Below are 17056 nucleotides of genomic sequence, written 5' to 3' on the forward strand. Positions count from 1 at the left end.
CGAAAAAGCGCGGCAGCTTCTGATGAAACTGCCGCGCTTTTTGCGTTTTTAAGCCTCTTTCCTATTTTATGGGGAGCCCCAGATTGCTATAGCTAACAAAGCTTTAGGTTTTGCCTTATCTCCTGGTTCTGTAGGTGCGCACCGGGTAGAGGCGGTCATCCTCCATGCTCAGCACATAGGGGGTGCCATGCCAGTGCACCACTGGCAGCATTTCTGCCGGGTGCTTGCTGTCGTGGGTGGGTACGTATACCATGGCGTTGCCCGCGTACGTCAGGTGATCGATGCCCAAGCGTGAAGAGATGTAGCTTATAAACGCCTCCTTTTCTTCCGGCGAGGAGGTAAAGCCAATCTCACTTGTGGTCAGGCCGTCCGATACATCCTCCCGCAGGTACACCACAGTAGCATAGGTGTTGATGGCTATTTCGGGTAAAGCCAATCGGGGCACCTCCACCTTGGCGTCTGCCGTGGCCTGGAACACCCGCTGGCTCGTTTCGCGGTTTAGGGTGCGGGCCGCTTTCACCTCTTTGTGCTCGCTACGGAAAGGCCCGAATACCACTGTTCTGCCCAGCACGCCCCCCGGCCGCGCAGGAGGGGGTTGGGGCAAACGTTGTGATGGCAGCGGCGGCGGTAACGGCTGTAGGGTTGGCTCCTGCTGCGCAGTCAGGATAGCGGTATAAGTACTCAGGAAATGATCGGTGCGCTGCACATGAAACAACTCCAGCTCATGCCCTCTGTCCCGCGACACAAGATAGGTATGGATGCGTTTCGTTTTTTCAAAAGCCGCTTGAAACTGGGCAGCGTAAGGCGTGTTTCTATACCTGCTGCAAAGCTCCTGCAGCGCCGCCAGCCGCTGCTCCGACTCCTTAAGATACGGCACATCCCCGGGCCCTGTACTTTCAGGGGCGCCAACCACTTTCCTGTTGCCGGTTTGCCCGTTCAGCCCGAAAAGGGAGCGCATCAGCTTTATCATTTATGAAGAATCTTTTTTAGGTGCTGCGTTTCGATCTCGACCTGTATGGCATCGGCGGCTTTCAACTCTTCAAAGAAGTAGTCCAGCTTCTGCACATACAAATCCAGCAGTTCCTCCTGCTCCGATGTCAGGAGTTTTTTAGGGGCGTGCTTCTGTCCTTTCTCCGAAGCCATTATTCGGTCTCAATCTTCTTGGATTTGCTGCTGAACGTGCCGATGATCTTGTTGTTGAGTTCTTCCTGCACTACAGCCAGCTCTTTTACCGCCTCCATGCGCTTTCGGCTTCCCTCTTCCGATATCTTCACCACCGCATCCAGCGTCTCCACCATGTCGCGGTTCACCTTCTTCAGCGTCTCCACGTCCACGATGCCGCGCTCGTTCTCCTTGGCAGCGTTCACCACGTTCGTTTTCAGCAGCTGCGAGTTCTTCAGCAGCATCTCGTTGGTGGTGTCAGTTACTTTTTTCTGTATCTCCAGGGCCTTGCGCTGCTTCTCCAGCCCCAAGGCGATGGCCACCTGCTGGCGCCACACCGGAATAACGGTGACAATGGAGTTCTGAATTTTCTGGGCCAGCACGTCGTTGGTGGTCTGCAGCATGCGGATTTGCGGCATGGCCTGCGTGGCAATGGTATGCGACAGCGTCAGGTCATGCACCTTCTTCTCCAGCTTTTCTTTAAACGAGACCATGTCGCTGAGGCGCTGCACCACCAGCTCGTCCTGACCACTGCTTTCCACCTCCTGTTGTAGCTTTGGTATCACGGTGTTCTCTATCTCCTCCACCTTTAGCTTGCCGGCGGCAATTACAGCGCGTACCTCGTGTATGTACTCCACAGCCTGCTTAAACATCACCTCCAGGCTGGTGGAGTCTTTCAGGATGCTCTGGCGTGTTTTCTCCAGCTTTATCACCACATCGTCCACGTTCTCCGAGATCGAGTTATACTGCATGGCCAGTTTTTTGGAACGATCCTCGATCTTTTTGCCAAAGGGCAGCCGCGACAGAAAGCTCCGCTTCTCCTCCTCATCAATCTTGATCATGTTGATCTGGGTCAGCAGCTCGTTAATGGCCGTGCCGGCGTCACCGGAGTCTTTGGATTTTACCTTCGACAGCAGCTCGTCAGAGTACTGCCCCAGCTTGCGCTGCGTCTCCACGCCGAAATTGGTCAGGGTTTCTGGTTTTTCCGGGTCTATGGATCGGGCCAGGTCCTGCGCTTTCTGCTGAACCAGTTCTTTATTCTCGGTGATGGTGATGTTCGTGTTTTCCATGGTGCTACGTTCCAATGTTGTTTTTAGCCAGCGTGTCCAGTGTTTGCAGGTTCTTGCGCGCCTGCTCCTGTCGCTCTGCGGTTTCGTACCATTCAATATCGGATAAAGGCAGATAATCTCCTAATAATTCGCGCACTTCCCGCATCAGGGCTTCGCCTTTTTTTGTACGGAAAGTCGGGTTCTTGTAAAAGGCACTCAGGTACTCCACCTTCACCATGCCCGCCTGCGTTACGGCCAGTTCCTTTACCTCCACCACCAGCTCCGACTGCTGGTCGTGGTCCGAAACCACCGTGCGGTACACGCCCTGGTGCCCCTCCTGCAGCACTGCCTGCCCTGCCAGGCGCGCCCGTTCTATGGCCTTCCGCAGTTGCCGGTTAGGGTTTACGTAGTGGCCAAACAGGTATCCCAGCGCTGCCCCTATAACGAATATCCAGAAGAATAACATATGTGATTGTACTTTTTATCTGACGTTTGGAAATCTACTTTTTATACGGGGAATGAAGTTGGGTAGATGGACCACTTTTGTCTGCTTCCCTTACGAAGAACAGGAAGGCTCGGGTAAGGTTTTAGTTGAAGTGCCGCTGCTTTTATGTTGCTGCAGAAACGGTAACAGGTTTGGGGTTAAGGTTTGTCCTTTAGGAGCTGTTAACTCACCCCAGCCCCTCCGAGGAGGAGAATCGCTCGTGAACGATTCTCATCCCCGTGCCCCCTTCCAATGGGACAACCACGCTCCAACCATTGCCTAATAACAGCAGGGGGAGCTCTGTTCAAGCTCCGTCAGCGCTGGCTATCGAATCTGATCCCAGTCTTTGGGTTGAGCGCCTTGTGAGATCCGGTGCCGCGTGAGCGGCAGCGCCCTGGCGCAGGAGGGAACACAGCGCGATGCCCGAAGGCGAGGCCTCCCGGCCTGGAGGGAGCCAAAGCCAGAAATGAAACTATAGGCTTGTGGGAACTAGAGGATCAGCAGTAGCTAGTAAGGATAGCTTGGTTCAACCTACAGGAAGCAGCGGCAATGTGAGGCACAAGCGGACGCTTGCGCAAGACAAAGAGTTAGCTTAAACCAGCCAATATAAAACCAAGCAGCCGCCCTACCCCATGGGTAAAGCGGCTGCCTGATTCTAGAGCCTTAAATGCTTATTGATAAGTATAGGTATCGGTAAACGCCGGCACGTGCGGGTAGCCTTCTAACCTGGTGTACCGCTTATCCGGCATGCCCGACTCGTGGTACAAGTAGCTGAAGAGTTCCTTGGAAGAACCGGAGTCGCGGTAGCCAGGATTATTGGCGAACAGTTTGACGCCGGGCAGAAAAATGGTGCTTTCTGCAAAAGGCATGGGGTTGGGCTTGGCATCATACCCACCCCAGGTGATTTGGTACGACCGGGCCAGGTCTGCCTCCTGCCCGCTAGCCGCCGCTGACACTAGAATGCTGGTCAGGTTGCCATTGGCGTCGTAGCTGTACGCATTTACGGTCAGGAACCCTGCATCCGACACGGCATAGCTCCACTGCTTTTGCTTCACCAGTTTGTCGCCGCTGTACTCAAACGCATAACGGTAGTTTACCAGGTTATCGCCATAATAACGAGCCGCCGCTACCACTTTATCACCCTCGTAAGTATAAAGCAAGTAGCCGCCGCTGCGGAAATTAAGCCGCACAGCCTTGTTGCCTTCGTACACTACGGTGTAGCCATGGGTTTGCTGGTCGGTGTAGCTCACCTCTACTAATCGGTTTTGTGCATCATACTTCAGTACTTTAGTACCCAGTTGCGTGAGCAGGCTATTGGTGGTAACGGGCGGTGCGGGTGTAGCCGGTGGCGTTGGGTTAGCCGGCGGCGCAGGATTAGCTGGTGGTGTAGTAGGCGGCGTACCTGTGGAAGGTACTCCCGGAACAGATGGCAGTACTTCCTCCTCTTCGCAGGAGGTTAGCGTCAGTAGCGACAGGCTTAAACCGGCAGCAAGCACGAGCAGCCTCGGCTTAACATAGATAAAATTTTTCATAGTTTTATTTGTATAAATAGCTCATATCCGCATCATCAAGTTTAGTGCCAATTATTAGGATGCGCTAATATTAATTCGGAAGGCAATATCGGTTGCGGTGAGGAGGAGAAAAGTGCCCATTCCCGGACGCAGTGTCCGCTAGAATCGGTCAGAACCCGGATAGGCCATTCATACTGGGGTGAGGCCCAGAACTAGCGCCGCCCGCCCTTGTGGTGTGTAAAAGCCTGGAGCTATCCTTTCAGGGCTGAAAGCACGGAAAATAAAAAACCAGCCCCGCCCAAAGGGCGAGACTGGCAGCTTCCATAGTTTATACTTTATACTTAATTACCCGACGGGAAACGCAAGCCCAGCGTCAGCATGAATACCGAGTGGCGGGCATTGGTCAGGTCTCCCTCAAAGTTCACGTCCTCTTTCACAAAGTCGGAGAAGGCGCCGTTGTAGCGTAAGCCCAGGCTCACACCGTTGCTGGCGTTAAAGCCAAGCCCGGCGGCGTAGCCAATCTCAAACTCCGAAAGGCCGTCTTTGCTCTTTGCGTCTGTCTCGCTGGAGATACGGCTGCCGTTGCCATCGTACAGCTCTGTTTTGTTGTTCACGCTAAGCAGGTAGCCCAGCTGCGGGCCCAATTCAAAGTATACCGGACCGGTATTGATATGGCCCAGGATAGGCAGGTCCAGGTAGTTATAGTCTACCCTGCCTTCGCGTCTTCTTTTCTGCAGCAGCAGGTTGGTATATTCCTCGCTGTTGTTCTTAAAGCCTTTTCTGGAGTAAAGCAGCTCTGGCTGTATAGAGAAGAAATCCTCTACCACCGGGAAGTTCAGGGTAACACCTCCGTGGAAGGATACTTTGTTCTCGAACCGATCCTCGTTCTGCAGGTCGCCAGACAAGTTGGTTAGGTTTGCCCCTCCCCTTACGCCGAATGTGGCCTGCGCCTGCGCCGCGGTAAAAGTGCCAAACGCCAGGGCAACTGCAAAGAAAAACTTCTTCATCATAAGTGATAAGTGTGTTAGTTTGGTAGTAAACGGACAATATACGTGCCTTCTTATATAGCCGGTTTCTATACCTTTTCCTAGGTCCAAACGCCGGGCGCTTGCATCCGTTCAGCAATTTATTGAGTGCCAGAAGTATAGCAAAACCTCAAAAACACCATCTTTATATAATGATATAAAAGTTCTTTTATCGGGATAACACTTTCCTTAAATAATAAAAAAGGTTGATATGGCAGTATTACGCTTTTGCCCCTGTACGATGTTGTTTACCTGTTGCTACTACAGGAGCCCTACTTTAACGGCTCCAACCGCCGCAGTTCCGGCTGCACCTACCATCCTATAAAACACATTTCCGTACAATTCCCTACCTTTGGCCATGGATTTCATTTCTATAGACTTTGAGACGGCTACGCCGCAAAGAGACAGCCCTTGTGAGATTGGTTTGACGGTGGTACGGGACAGGCAGGTTGTAGAAACCCGCTCCTGGCTGATTAAGCCGCTGTATTACCCGCACTTTAATCCTTTTAATGTGGCCGTGCACGGCATACGGCCAGCCGACGTGAAAGATCAGCCTGATTTTCGGGAGCTGTGGCCAGTGCTGCAGCCGTACCTCGAAGGCCAGTTCCTGATAGCCCATAACGCCAGCTTCGATATGAGCGTGCTACGCAAAACGCTGGCCACATACCAACTTCCGCTACCGGAAGCCCGCTATGCCTGCAGCCTGAAGTTCTCCAAAAACATCTGGAAAGGCATGCACAAGTATGACCTGAAAACGCTCTGCAACATGCACCGCATCAATTTCCTGCACCACCGGGCCGCCTCAGATGCTGATGCTTGCGCCCGGTTGTCCCTAAAGGCCCTGGACCTGACCGGCACTTTGTCAGAAATAGAGTTCGCTGCTAAAATGGGCTGTAAGATCAGCCGCATCTGAGGGGATTGGTGTTTTTAGCTCCGGCAGCACAACTAGTTGTACAGGCAGCCGGCACATACGCCCGCTCCTTTGGTAAGAGCGGCTCCCGCCTCTGCGCTTACTCTTCTGTACAAGCTTCGGCCCCGGGAGGGCGCGCGTATTTATCTTTCCTTATTTTGATGCCTGCTGATCGTACGGAATGTAATTTTCCCAGTACAAGGGCGTGTAAGTGTCGCCGATGGCGGTTTCGAGCAGTTCTTTGAAGATGCTCTCGGCATTATCGGAGTTGCTCATGATAATAATGCCTGTGCCGACCTCCGGAAAAATGATGGAATAGTGCTGAAAGCCGTCGCCATGCCCCTCTTTAAAAGCCCCTACTCCGTGCGGCGACTGCAGCAGCCCCCACCCCAGCCCGTAGCTCAGGGCAATAGCATCGTTAGCAGTGGTGTCGCGCTGGCTTAAGGGGCCAAACTGCTTCACAGACCGAATCCTGATCTGCGGAGAAAACATCTTGCGGGTGGAAGCAGGCTTCAGGATTTTGTGCTGCAGCACAGCCTGCGTAAATAGAGTATAGTCGTCCAATGTGGTTTCGAGGGTGCTGGCCGAGCGTGCCTCGTTGTCCTTATCTTTCGGGTAAAGCTCGCCGTTGCTTTTGTGCCCCAGCGCATAGTCCGGCTCAAAGCGCGGCTGCCATGTATACGACGAGTTTTTCATGCCTGCAGGTTTAAAAACCTTTTCCTGCATCAGCTCTTCCAGCGTTTTGCCCGTCATTTTTTCGAGAACCACCTGCAGGTACACTAGCCCCTCGCCAGAGTAACTATACTTGGTGCCGGGTTTATACTTTACACGTAGCTGCTGGTCTTCCTCATACCAGCGCCAGTTCGGAAAACCGGAAGTGTGGGCCAGGCACATGCGAGCTGTGATATATTGGTAGAGGCTGTCGTTCTTTAGGGCGCTGTAGTCGTCGTGCCACTTGGTTTGCGGGGCATAGGAGTAGATCGGTTTCGGCAAGTACTCCTGCAGCGGCTTGTCCAGCTCCAGCCCCCCCTCCTCCACCAGCTTCATCACGAGCACCGCGAATACCGCCTTGCTCAGCGAGGCACCATACAGGTTGGTACTGGTTTTCAGCGGTTCTTTAGCTTGGAGATTCTTGTAGCCAAAGGCTTTCTTATACACAGGCTGGTTTTGGTTGAAAATGGCGACAGCCAGCCCTTGTACCTGTGCCTCCTGCATCAGCTGGTTTATCCTTTGATCTAAGGCAGTAGCGGTTACTTTGCTGCCGTCGAGTTTGGTGATAGTTTGCGCGTGGGTGGTGAGGGGAAGTATGGCAAGGAAGAGGAGGTAGAGGTTTTTCATAGGAGAGCTTTGAAGGTTTTGTAGAAGTACGTTGCTTGGCGCATCAGGTATTCTAAAATAATATTATATTTACTATATAATATTAAAACAAGGATCAACAGCGTGAAAAGACACTTACTCTTCTTCCTCTTTGTATTGATCGCTTTTGCCTGCCAGGCGCAAACAGTTTACAAAACCAGAACAGGTGCTAAGTATCACTTGCAGAATTGTCGATACCTGAAGAGCTCTATTGAAACAACAGTAGCATTGGCCAAGGCTGAAGGGTTAACTCCCTGTAGTATATGTAAACCAACTGCTGGTGCCCAAACAGTTACACCAGAAAGCTCAGCAGGTGGTAATAGGGAACAAGCCGTTAGTTCTTCCCCAGGCAGAAGTTCATCAGCTAGTGTGCAATGCTCTGGAACCACAAAAGCAGGCGCCCGGTGTAGACGCATGACCACAAATGCGACTGGCAGATGCTATCAGCATTAAAATTTAAAAGGTAATCTACTTTTCTTCATTTAAGCACATTGACTGCTCTAAACGTCCTCTCCCAGTTCCAAAACATCAACACCTGGAAAAGCAAAGGCACGCGTGCGCCGCACAAGCCATTGCTTATACTTATTGCTTTGGGAGAGATACAAAGAGGCAATACCGGCTTTATACCATATACAAGTATAGAGCCTAAATTAAAGGACCTGCTGATTGATTTCGGGCCTTACAGGAAAAGCCATTACCCTAATTTCCCTTTCACAAAACTGGCGAACGATGGGCTTTGGCAGTTAAGTGCGCCTGATCTGATCAACACAAAGCAGGATTATACTTCAAAGTTTCTGCGTGAACACCACCTGGCGGGTAAGTTTCCGGAGCATGTAACACAACAATTAAGACAGAATCCGGAGCTGGTAAAAAGTATAGCTGAAGTTATACTTGAGCAGAATTTCCCGGACACGCTACACCAGGACATACTGGATGCTGTAGGCTTAGATATCACGGTTATCCCTGCAGCCCAACTTATAAAACCTAGCCGGAAACGCGATCCCCTTTTCCGGGAAAGCATACTGAAGGCCTACGAGTACCAATGTGCTGTTTGTGGATTTAGTGTAAGACTACGGCACCAGCTGCTGGCGTTGGAGGCGGCACATATTATGTGGCACCAGGCAGGCGGTCCGGATGTGGAGGTGAATGGTTTAGCCCTTTGCGCTACGCACCATAAGCTGTTCGATCTGGGAGCTTTTACGGTTACAGAAGAGCTTAGGATGTTGGTGTCTGACGAAGTAAATGGTATAGGTGCGCAAGATTGGCTTATCCGGCATAACGGCAAGTCCATTAAGCCTCCCCAGAAAAAAGCCTTCTACCCTAGCCCAGCTTATACCGCCTGGCATGTAAATGAGGTATTTAAAGGTGGCTACAGAAGCTAATCCCGCCCCTGCAAGCACGCACTAGCACTAGATGTAAAAAAGCCTCTCCATTGCTGGAAAGGCTTTATGTTCTACTACGAGTCTACAACTATTGCTCTACAACTGCTCTGCATTAAACGTATCGCCCTGGCTCACATCGCCTGTCTCGAAGCCTTTTCTAAACCAGCGAACTCTTTGTGCCGAGGTGCCGTGCGTGAAGGAGTCGGGCACCACTCTGCCTGTGGCTTGCCTTTGAAGGCGGTCATCGCCGATGGCACTGGCTGCATTCAGGGCTTCCTCCAGGTCGCCGGGCTCCAGAAACCCTGTTGCCCGTTGGGTATGATGCGCCCACACCCCGGCATAGAAATCGGCCTGTAGCTCTAAGCGTACCATTAGTTTGTTGAACTCCGCTTCGGAGAGTCTGCCACGCATGGCGTTCACCTGCTCCATGGTGCCGGTGAGCTTCTGCACATGGTGCCCCACTTCATGGCCCACCACATAGGCTTGCGCAAAGTCTCCCGGAGCACCCAGCCTTCGGTCCATTTCGCCAAAAAAGCTGAGGTCGATGTATAGTTTCTCATCGCCGGGACAGTAAAAAGGACCTGTGGCGGAAGAGGCTAACCCACAGGCCGAGTTTACCTGATCCGTGAACAGCACCAGGGTGGGTTCCCGGTACCCATCTATGATCTTGTTCCAGACGTCTTCGGTATCTGCCAGCACAACTTTTGTTTGCTCGGCCAGCCTCTGCTCTTCCGGGCTTGGCTGGTATTCGGTTTGCTGTGCATACTGCGGCTCTCCGCCCACAAACTGCTGCAGCAGCGCCAGCGGGTTGGTGCCTGTCAGAAACATCAGCGCCACCAGCACCGCCACAATAATAAGCCCCACTTTTGAGAAAAGTAACCGGAACAGAGGGATAAGTAGCATAGGGCTGATACCTCTGCCACCACCTGCCGATTGTCCTCTACGGTCTTCTATATTGCTGCTTTTTCTTCTGCCTTGCCATTTCATAGTTAATTTTTACAAAAATGCGTGATGAGAGAACTGCTTGGTTACCACCTTGCAACTGAATTCTATTGCTATATACGAGCAGTATAACGGACAGCAGCTGCACTTGGATGCCCGCAACTGAGCCGTATACTTTTACCTACACAGGAAGACATCGAAAAATTACGGGATAGCGATAGTTCTGGCTGCAGATGCTGCTTCGTGCCGCTACTTCCCGTACATTAGCACTATGCTTCAAGAGCTGAGACAATTTATCAAGAGTACAGATTTTGTAAAGGCACTGGTGACTGTGTTTGGCGCCGCTGTGCCTGTTGCCCTGGGGGTATGGCTCGGACAGGTGCCCTACTTCCTGAGCATTACCATTGGGGTGATGCTGACCTCTAGCAGCGACGTCCCGGGCAGCCGGCAACATAAGATCGTAGGTATACTTGTTTCTGCTGCCATTGCCATGCTGGCCAGTATGGCCATTAACCTGGCCTTGGGCAACCTGTACCTGCTGCTTCCGGTCCTGGCGGTGCTGGTGTTCTGTATATCCTTTATCTCGGTTTATGGCTTCCGGGCTTCCCTGGTGTCTTTTGCGGGGCTGATGGCCATTGTGCTCAGCTTCGTACACGCGCATACGGGTGCCGACATTTTTATACATGGCCTGCTGATTGGTGCTGGCGGCCTATGGGCCCTGCTGCTGTCGCTTGTTTTCCACTCGCTGCTGCAGAGGCGGCAAACCGAGAACCTCATCATCGACTGCCTGCGCCAAACAGCCCGCTACATACAACTGCGTGGCAAGCTGGCTACCGAGACCCAGGACCAGGAGGCGCTACAGAAAGAGCTCTACAACCTGCAGGTAAAGCTCAACGAGATACACGAGGCCTTGCGGGAGGTGCTCCTACACGACAGGCAAAGAACCGGCACCTCCAACTATCAGCGCAGGCAACTGCTGATTTTTATCGAGCTGATAGATATCCTGGAACTGTCGCTTGCCAACCCAGCCAACTACGAGCGCGCAAGAGAACTATACCAAAGCTCTGGCAGAGTATTGGTGCCTTTCATCAAACTGGTTTTTGAGTTGTCGGAGAAGCTGGATAAGGTGGCGGACAGCATGCAGTTGGGGCGTGCCCTGGCTGCGGAAAAAGACCTGGAGCCTTTGCTGGAAAAGTGCCGCCAAAGCATACGGCAATATGTGGAGGAACTAAAGCTGCCCCAGGCCCGGGAGGGCGCGCTGCTGCTCCACAACCTGCAGGATTATGAGGAGAAACTGCTGCAAAAGATTACCGCCATCGAACGGGTGTACCAGGACCTGGAGGGCCAGCAAAGCATTGGCCTGCAAAGCAGGGAGAGCCAGCGGTTCCTCACCCAGCAGGATTATGATGTGCGGATTTTGCGGGAGAATTTCTCTCTTCAGTCGCCCATCTTCAAACACGCCGCCCGGCTTACAATCGCTATGCTGTTGGGCTATGTGCTGGGCATCATTTTCCCGATACAAAATGCCTACTGGGTACTGCTCTCGATTGTGGTGATCATGCGGCCCGGCTACACCCTTACCAAGCAGCGCTCAAAGCACAGGCTGTACGGCACCCTGTTAGGTGCCGTGATAGCTGGTTTGGTGGTGCTCCTGGTGCAGAACACCTACCTGTATGGCGTGCTGGCCCTGGTCTCGCTGGTGCTTTCCTTTGCCTTCGTGCAGAAGAACTACCGCACCTCCTCTATCTTTGTGACCACCGGTATCGTCTTTATCTACGCCCTCATCACCCCCAACGCCTTCGGCGCGATCCAGTTCCGGGTGATCGACACCCTGACAGGAGCTGCCATTGCCATGGGGGCTATCTCCTTTTTGTGGCCGTCGTGGGAGGTATTAAGTATAAAAGGCAACATTGTGAAAGCCCTGAATGCCAACCGCAGCTACCTGGCCGAGATAGCCTATTATAACCAGCACAAGACACAGAGTAGCACGGCTTATAAACTCGCCCGGAAAGAAGCGTTCCTGCAGATGGGCAACCTGAATGCTGCTTTCCAGCGGATGAGCCAGGAGCCGAAATCCACGCAGCAGCACCTGATGGAAATTTATGAGATCGTTGGCCTGAACCATACTTTCCTGGCCGCCGCGGCTGCGCTGGGTACCTTTATCCGGGACAACAATGCGGAGGCTGACAGCGAACACTTTAATCTGATCATTAAATCAATAGACGCCAACCTGGCACAGGCCCTGCAAGCGCTGCAAGAGGAGGTGCAGCAAGCGGAAGTGGTAAAAGAGGAACTGATAGCGGCTTACGGGCACCTGGAGGGCAGGTATAATGAACTGGTTGCCGTGCGCACCCAACAGCTGGCCGGCGCAGCTTACAAGCCCATTGACCCCGGCTTTCTCAAAAACCTGAAGGAAGCCCGTCTCATTTCGGATCAGCTAAAATGGCTGCACACCATTTCCGGCAACCTAAAGCAGGCGGTGGAGGAACTGGCGTAGTGCAGCCAACCTGGTAGCCTCGGAAAAGCTGTACAACTTGAGCATTTTACCCAATCATCTATCTACGTAGCAACACTTACCCCACATGAAACTCATCGACAAACTGGCCTGGATCGAGATCCGGGACGGCAGGATCCTCAGCACCCGCAGCAGGGGCAGAACAAAGTACTACCTACCGGGCGGCAAGCGCGAGGCAGGCGAGACAGATTTTCAGGCACTGCACCGCGAGATTCAGGAAGAATTAAGCATAGGACTGGTGGAGAAGAGCATGAGGTTTATTGGCATCTTTCAGGACAGGCCGACAGCCACCCCGATGGGGTGCAGGTAAAGATGACCTGCTACGAGGGCACGTACACTGGCACTATCGCGGCCGCCGCTGAAATTGAGGAGGTAGTATGGCTATCTTATACCGAAAGGGCGCTTATTACTCCGGTAGATCAGCTTATCTTTGACTGGCTGAAGGAGCAAAAACGTATTCGGTAGCAGCTTACGTTTATATATTAAAGCCTGTACACTATGACGAAACAACCGCACTACACTACTATCGCCAGCGAGGCTTTTAACGCATACCTGGACAACCAGCTAGACCTGGATGGCCTGATCGTACGGCTTCGGGAAATCGAGCTGCAGGTGATACATGATGAGGAGGAAGAAGAGGAAACGGGCAAGGCACTGTGGTTCCGGTTTTTCGAAGGCGACCCGTTCCAGACGCGCATCAGCGACATTGAGAACGACCTGCGTGATCCTGCGCACCCTAACTGCCGTATCCTGCTGCAGGGCATCGCGCTTGGCCTGGAGGCCGGGGAGTTGGAGGTGCACTATTCTTGAAGCAAGCCAAAATAAATAGCTCAGATAGCACCGCAGGCATAGCCGGGAAGTCAGGAAAAAGCGTACCTTTAGCTAAACCATAATTCCTACAACCATGGCAAAGTCTAAAGACGCGAAAAAGGACGTTAAAAAGAAGCCGGCCAAAACCGACAAGGAGAAAAAGGCCGCTAAACTGGAAAAGAAAAAGAACAGCTACGATTAAGAAACCACTGGCGCTACAAAGCCAGCGGATAGCACACGAAAAAAAGCAGAAGCAGCAAAGAATTCTTTGCTGCTTCTGCTTTTTAGTAGGTCTATGCCTGCTACCTAACGCTTTGTTTATACTTTACCTGCTTTGCTTTTCGAGGCGTGGTTTCTTTATACTTGTCTCAGGAGCAGGTCTTCGCTTAATCATGTGGAAAGTAAAAGCTTCGGCACTGCGGTCTTGCAGAACTAGGTCATAACCTTCTACTGAAAGGTGTAATACAGCCCCTTCCCGGGAATTCTGCAGTGCCGGGTCCAACCACCCCTGCCCCTCCTTGTCTAAGGAGGGGAGTTCTGTTCCAGCTCCATCAACGGTGGTTATTGGAATGATACCCAGTCCTTGGGTTGAGCGCCTTCTAGATTTCCGGTGCCGCTGTGGCGGCATTGCGACGCAGGAGCAAAGGAAATGTAGACAGCGCGATGCCCTTATCGAGGACCCCTACCCCCAGGACGAGCCCTCGCGGGCTGGAGCGAGCCAAAGCCAGAGATGAAACAAGCCGCTTGTAAGACTGAGAATGAACAGGGGCTAGTAAGGATAGCTTGTTCCAAGCTGCGAAAAGCAGTGGCAATAGAGAAAGCACGAGCTACAAGCTCGCGCTAGCGGGAGAAGCTATGACTTAGAACTGGAACAAGCGGACGCTTGCGCCAGCGAAGGAAGTATAAAACATAACTTGAGGCTAAAGGTAGAGGGATGAACTCTCCCCCTCCTTTTGTCAAGATGGCTTAAGATAAGACTACCGGTGCTGCTCATACTTGTTAGCGGGCAACACTGCCTGCAGTTGCTGTACTGCTTCCTGCTTCAACGGTGGAGCATCGGCAGCCTGAAGTGCGGCGCTTAGTTGTTCTTCCGTCCGGATGCCCAGAACGGCGGAGGTGACTGCCGGGTGCTGCAACACAAAGCGTGTGGCAACAGTTGAGGCATCGAGGACAGTGCCGGCCACGGCCTCCACCGCTTCGGCGGCCTGCTGCACCTCTTCTAAAGTATAAGCTAAGTATGGCTTAGCGGGTTTACCAGCTAACAGCCCCTGCGCCAGGCTGCCGCGTACTAACACGCCGATGTTGTTTTGGTGCAGCAGGTCCAGCACCTCTTCCTCAGGGCGGCGGTCGAGCAGGCTATATTGCAGCATCACGCTGACGATGTTAGAGCGTTTCACATACTCCCGGATTACGTTGGGGCGAATAGAGGAAATACCGTAGTGCCGTATCTTGCCCTGCTGCTTCAGCTGCTCAAAGGCTTCTATGGTTTCGTCTATGAGATCATCAATTGTGCCGCCGTGCAGCTGGTACAGGTCGATGTAATCGGTTTGGAGCCGGCGCAGGCTCTCCTCCACCGCCTGCAGAATATAGGCTTTGCGCGGATTCCAGTCCCAGCCGCTGCCGTCAGGGCGCCATTGGTTTCCTACCTTGGTAGCCATAATTACCTTGTCCCGCATCCCCTTAAATGCCTTGCCCACCGTTGCCTCATTCTGTCCTTTCTCGTACAGGTCAGCCGTGTCGAAGTAGTTAATGCCGCGGTCCAGCGCCTGGTGCAGCAGCTGGACATTTTCCTTCTCCTCCCCTTGCAGCGACATGCAGCCAAAGCTGACCTCGCTTACGAGCAAGTCTGATTTTCCGAGTTGTTTATACTTCATACTTTAAGTTAGATGATCTGCTAAAGTATACATAACTCATCAAAGTATGGAAAGTTGCCCGGGCAGACGCTCAAGGGCCCTCTGGACGCTTGGAGGTAAAATGACACAGACCTACTACAGATTGCACTCTGGCCAGGGCGGCGCAAAAACAGAAGCTATACTTACGATAAGGCATGAGATGGTATGTTTAGCGGCATCAGGAGGTGTAGACAATTATTGAGCGGTAAGACCTGCATACACGCAGAAAGCTACAGCACCGCTCCCATTCCAAAGTGTGTGGCCGTTTTAGAAAATTGAATAAAACCTTCCCCTCGCGCGAGCGCCCCTTACTCATGACTTGCTATTGCCTGGCCTCCGGCCGAATTGAGCCAGAAACTCTCCCTTCACTGCAAATCACAAAGTTGAAAGTTCGCGCCATGGAGTGGAGAGTTTGACGCCCCGCCCCATGAGGGGGTATGGGAGAAAGTCACTTCACCTCAAATGTGGTCTCGTTGATGCCCAGCTTGTTTTTGGAATGCAGCTCCACCGGAAAGCCCCACAGGTAGCGGATGTGTTCCAGCGTTTCCTTGGCGCTCTTGGCATCCAGGCGGCGGTCTTTCTGGATGTAGTGCGTCAGGTAGAGCTTACTGGTGCGGTGCAGGTCTACTTTGGTTACCTGTATGTTCGGTACCATGGAGGAGCGGTCGTACTGGTTGCTCAGGTGCTCGCGCACCCGGCGGTAGCCGCGCTCGTTGTGAATGGCCCCGATCTCATATTCGTCCTCGTGCTCGTTGTCCACGATCATGAAAAGGCGCATATCGCGGATTACTTTTGGGGAGAGGTACTGCAGTATAAAGCTGTCGTCGCGGAAGTTCTCCATCACATAGTGTACTTGCTGCAGCCAATCCTTACCGATCAGGTCCGGGAACCACTGCTTGTCTTCAGCTGTAGGGTTTTGGCAGATGCGCTTGATGTCCATAAAGATGTTAAAGCCTAGCGTATACGGGTTCAGACCGGAGTAGAACTTGCTGTTGTACTCGGGCTGGTACAGCACCCCGCTATGGCTTTTGAGGAACTCCAGCATAAAGCCATCGTTCAGGTAGCCTTCCTCAAACATCTTGTTGATGATGTGGTAGTGCGTAAAGGTGGCAAAGCCCTCGTTCATCACCTTGGTTGCCCCCTGGGGGTAAAAGTACTGCGATACCTTGCGCACGATCCGGATGATCTCGCGCTTCCATTGCGGCAGTGCCGGCGCATACTTCTCTATAAAGTATAAAACGTTTTCTTCCGGCTCCTTCGGAAACCTGTGATCCACGCTAGCGCTGGCCTCCGGCAGGTCGGGCACGGTGGGCAGTGTGCGCCAGAGCTCATTGTAGTTCTCCCGCTTAATGTGCGTCAGCTTCTTCAGGCGCTCATTTTCTGCTTTGGCCGATACCTTGGATGGTTTTTTATACTTGTCCACCCCATGGTGCATCAGGGCATGGGCAGCATCCAGCACCTGCTCCACCTCCTCCTCACCATACTCTTCCTCGCACTTTAAGATATACTCCCGCGCAAAGGCCATGTAGTCCACAATCGAGTCGGCCGAGGTCCAGTCGAGGAACATGTAGTTGTTGGCGAAAAAGGCATTGTGGCCCTGGCAGGCATGCGCGATCACGAGCAGCATCATACAGGTGGAGTTGTTCTCCATGTTATAGCTGATGCAGGGGTTGGAGTTAATCACCAACTCATAGGAGAGCCCCATACGCCCTTTGGTATAGTTGTTCTGGTTCAGCACGAAATCCTTGCCGAACTTCCAGTGCGGGTACGAAGTGGGCAGGCCGGTCAGGGCGTAGGCGTCCAGCATCTGCTCCGAGGTCACGATCTCGATCTGGTTCGGGTAGGTCTTCAGCTTCAGGTACTCCTTCCCTATCCTGCCGATCACCTCATCCGCCGCCTCGAGTGTTTGGTAATCCCAGTTGGGGTTACAGAACATGGCCTTATATTGATCTTTCTCTGTCATGGTGATTTTCGTTTGACATTTTGACCATTTGACAAAAGACAAAGGATGTTTATTTA

General features: G+C 52.6%; 15 protein-coding genes. 5 read left to right on the forward strand and 10 right to left on the reverse strand.

Annotated elements, in window-relative coordinates; genetic code table 11:
- Positions 1-115: 115 nt before the first annotated feature.
- The 6 genes from PXG97_RS06610 to PXG97_RS06635 all read right to left on the reverse strand — a co-directional run bounded on the left by PXG97_RS06610 (position 116) and on the right by PXG97_RS06635 (position 5215).
- Positions 116-970, reverse strand: coding sequence for a hypothetical protein (locus PXG97_RS06610; RefSeq protein ID WP_276496959.1), 855 nt, complete (start codon positions 968-970; stop codon positions 116-118).
- Positions 967-1143 carry a hypothetical protein gene (locus PXG97_RS06615; protein WP_276496960.1) on the reverse strand — a complete coding sequence of 59 codons (177 nt, stop codon included), beginning with the start codon at positions 1141-1143 and terminating at the stop codon, positions 967-969. The genes PXG97_RS06610 and PXG97_RS06615 overlap by 4 nt, the downstream gene beginning before the upstream one ends.
- Positions 1143-2231 (reverse strand): toxic anion resistance protein, encoded by a 1089-nt coding sequence (locus PXG97_RS06620; RefSeq protein WP_276496961.1) that lies wholly within the window; start codon positions 2229-2231, stop codon positions 1143-1145. The genes PXG97_RS06615 and PXG97_RS06620 overlap by 1 nt, the downstream gene beginning before the upstream one ends.
- Before the next feature lie 4 nt (positions 2232-2235).
- Entirely contained in the window at positions 2236-2676 is a 441-nt protein-coding gene (locus tag PXG97_RS06625; protein WP_276496962.1) for a Z-ring associated ZapG family protein, read from the reverse strand.
- Between the two features lie 689 nt (positions 2677-3365).
- Positions 3366-4226, reverse strand: a complete 861-nt coding sequence (locus PXG97_RS06630; protein ID WP_276496963.1) for a hypothetical protein — start codon at positions 4224-4226, stop codon at positions 3366-3368.
- 320 nt (positions 4227-4546) lie between these two features.
- A complete protein-coding gene (locus tag PXG97_RS06635; protein WP_276496964.1) occupies positions 4547-5215 on the reverse strand; it encodes a porin family protein in 669 nt (222 codons plus the stop codon).
- Positions 5216-5588: 373 nt separating this feature from the next.
- Between PXG97_RS06635 and PXG97_RS06640 the strand changes: the two genes are divergently transcribed.
- On the forward strand, positions 5589-6143 hold the full coding sequence (locus tag PXG97_RS06640) for a 3'-5' exonuclease (RefSeq protein WP_276496965.1): 555 nt from the start codon (positions 5589-5591) through the stop codon (positions 6141-6143).
- Between the two features lie 150 nt (positions 6144-6293).
- Here PXG97_RS06640 and PXG97_RS06645 read toward each other — a convergent pair whose 3' ends face one another.
- Positions 6294-7478: a serine hydrolase domain-containing protein gene (locus PXG97_RS06645; protein ID WP_276496966.1), complete on the reverse strand. Its 1185-nt coding sequence runs from the start codon at positions 7476-7478 to the stop codon at positions 6294-6296.
- Between the two features lie 509 nt (positions 7479-7987).
- Here PXG97_RS06645 and PXG97_RS06650 point away from each other — a divergent pair.
- A complete protein-coding gene (locus PXG97_RS06650; RefSeq protein WP_276496967.1) occupies positions 7988-8878 on the forward strand; it encodes a phosphorothioated DNA-binding restriction endonuclease in 891 nt (296 codons plus the stop codon).
- Positions 8879-8974: 96 nt separating this feature from the next.
- Here the strand turns inward: PXG97_RS06650 and ypfJ are convergent, their stop codons facing one another.
- Positions 8975-9865 (reverse strand): KPN_02809 family neutral zinc metallopeptidase, encoded by an 891-nt coding sequence (gene ypfJ / locus PXG97_RS06655; protein ID WP_276496968.1) that lies wholly within the window; start codon positions 9863-9865, stop codon positions 8975-8977.
- A gap of 226 nt (positions 9866-10091) precedes the next feature.
- Between ypfJ and PXG97_RS06660 the strand changes: the two genes are divergently transcribed.
- The 3 genes from PXG97_RS06660 to PXG97_RS06670 all read left to right on the forward strand — a co-directional run bounded on the left by PXG97_RS06660 (position 10092) and on the right by PXG97_RS06670 (position 13145).
- Complete coding sequence (locus tag PXG97_RS06660; protein ID WP_276496969.1) at positions 10092-12317, forward strand: FUSC family protein; 2226 nt, start codon at positions 10092-10094, stop codon at positions 12315-12317.
- 85 nt (positions 12318-12402) lie between these two features.
- Complete coding sequence (locus PXG97_RS06665; RefSeq protein WP_276496970.1) at positions 12403-12645, forward strand: NUDIX hydrolase; 243 nt, start codon at positions 12403-12405, stop codon at positions 12643-12645.
- A gap of 188 nt (positions 12646-12833) precedes the next feature.
- Complete coding sequence (locus PXG97_RS06670; RefSeq protein ID WP_276496971.1) at positions 12834-13145, forward strand: hypothetical protein; 312 nt, start codon at positions 12834-12836, stop codon at positions 13143-13145.
- A gap of 977 nt (positions 13146-14122) precedes the next feature.
- Here the strand turns inward: PXG97_RS06670 and PXG97_RS06675 are convergent.
- Entirely contained in the window at positions 14123-15019 is an 897-nt protein-coding gene (locus PXG97_RS06675) for an aldo/keto reductase (RefSeq protein WP_276496972.1), read from the reverse strand.
- 466 nt (positions 15020-15485) lie between these two features.
- Positions 15486-17000, reverse strand: coding sequence for a SpoVR family protein (locus tag PXG97_RS06680; RefSeq protein WP_276496973.1), 1515 nt, complete (start codon positions 16998-17000; stop codon positions 15486-15488).
- Positions 17001-17056: the final 56 nt, after the last annotated feature.

The sequence above is a fragment of the Pontibacter litorisediminis genome (assembly GCF_029360645.1).
GTDB classification, from domain to species: Bacteria; Bacteroidota; Bacteroidia; order Cytophagales; family Hymenobacteraceae; genus Pontibacter; species Pontibacter litorisediminis.

Excerpts from the sequence above, each read along its gene's own strand:
- PXG97_RS06635 (WP_276496964.1), bottom strand. The coding sequence starts at position 5,215 with ATGATGAAGAAGTTTTTCTTTGCAGTTGCCCTGGCGTTTGGCACTTTT.
- PXG97_RS06680 (WP_276496973.1), bottom strand. The coding sequence starts at position 17,000 with ATGACAGAGAAAGATCAATATAAGGCCATGTTCTGTAACCCCAACTGG.
- PXG97_RS06620 (WP_276496961.1), bottom strand. The coding sequence starts at position 2,231 with ATGGAAAACACGAACATCACCATCACCGAGAATAAAGAACTGGTTCAG.
- PXG97_RS06610 (WP_276496959.1), bottom strand. The coding sequence starts at position 970 with ATGATAAAGCTGATGCGCTCCCTTTTCGGGCTGAACGGGCAAACCGGC.
- PXG97_RS06615 (WP_276496960.1), bottom strand. The coding sequence starts at position 1,143 with ATGGCTTCGGAGAAAGGACAGAAGCACGCCCCTAAAAAACTCCTGACA.
- ypfJ (WP_276496968.1), bottom strand. The coding sequence starts at position 9,865 with ATGAAATGGCAAGGCAGAAGAAAAAGCAGCAATATAGAAGACCGTAGA.
- PXG97_RS06625 (WP_276496962.1), bottom strand. The coding sequence starts at position 2,676 with ATGTTATTCTTCTGGATATTCGTTATAGGGGCAGCGCTGGGATACCTG.
- PXG97_RS06670 (WP_276496971.1), top strand. The coding sequence starts at position 12,834 with ATGACGAAACAACCGCACTACACTACTATCGCCAGCGAGGCTTTTAAC.
- PXG97_RS06665 (WP_276496970.1), top strand. The coding sequence starts at position 12,403 with ATGAAACTCATCGACAAACTGGCCTGGATCGAGATCCGGGACGGCAGG.
- PXG97_RS06640 (WP_276496965.1), top strand. The coding sequence starts at position 5,589 with ATGGATTTCATTTCTATAGACTTTGAGACGGCTACGCCGCAAAGAGAC.
- PXG97_RS06630 (WP_276496963.1), bottom strand. The coding sequence starts at position 4,226 with ATGAAAAATTTTATCTATGTTAAGCCGAGGCTGCTCGTGCTTGCTGCC.
- PXG97_RS06675 (WP_276496972.1), bottom strand. The coding sequence starts at position 15,019 with ATGAAGTATAAACAACTCGGAAAATCAGACTTGCTCGTAAGCGAGGTC.
- PXG97_RS06645 (WP_276496966.1), bottom strand. The coding sequence starts at position 7,478 with ATGAAAAACCTCTACCTCCTCTTCCTTGCCATACTTCCCCTCACCACC.
- PXG97_RS06660 (WP_276496969.1), top strand. The coding sequence starts at position 10,092 with ATGCTTCAAGAGCTGAGACAATTTATCAAGAGTACAGATTTTGTAAAG.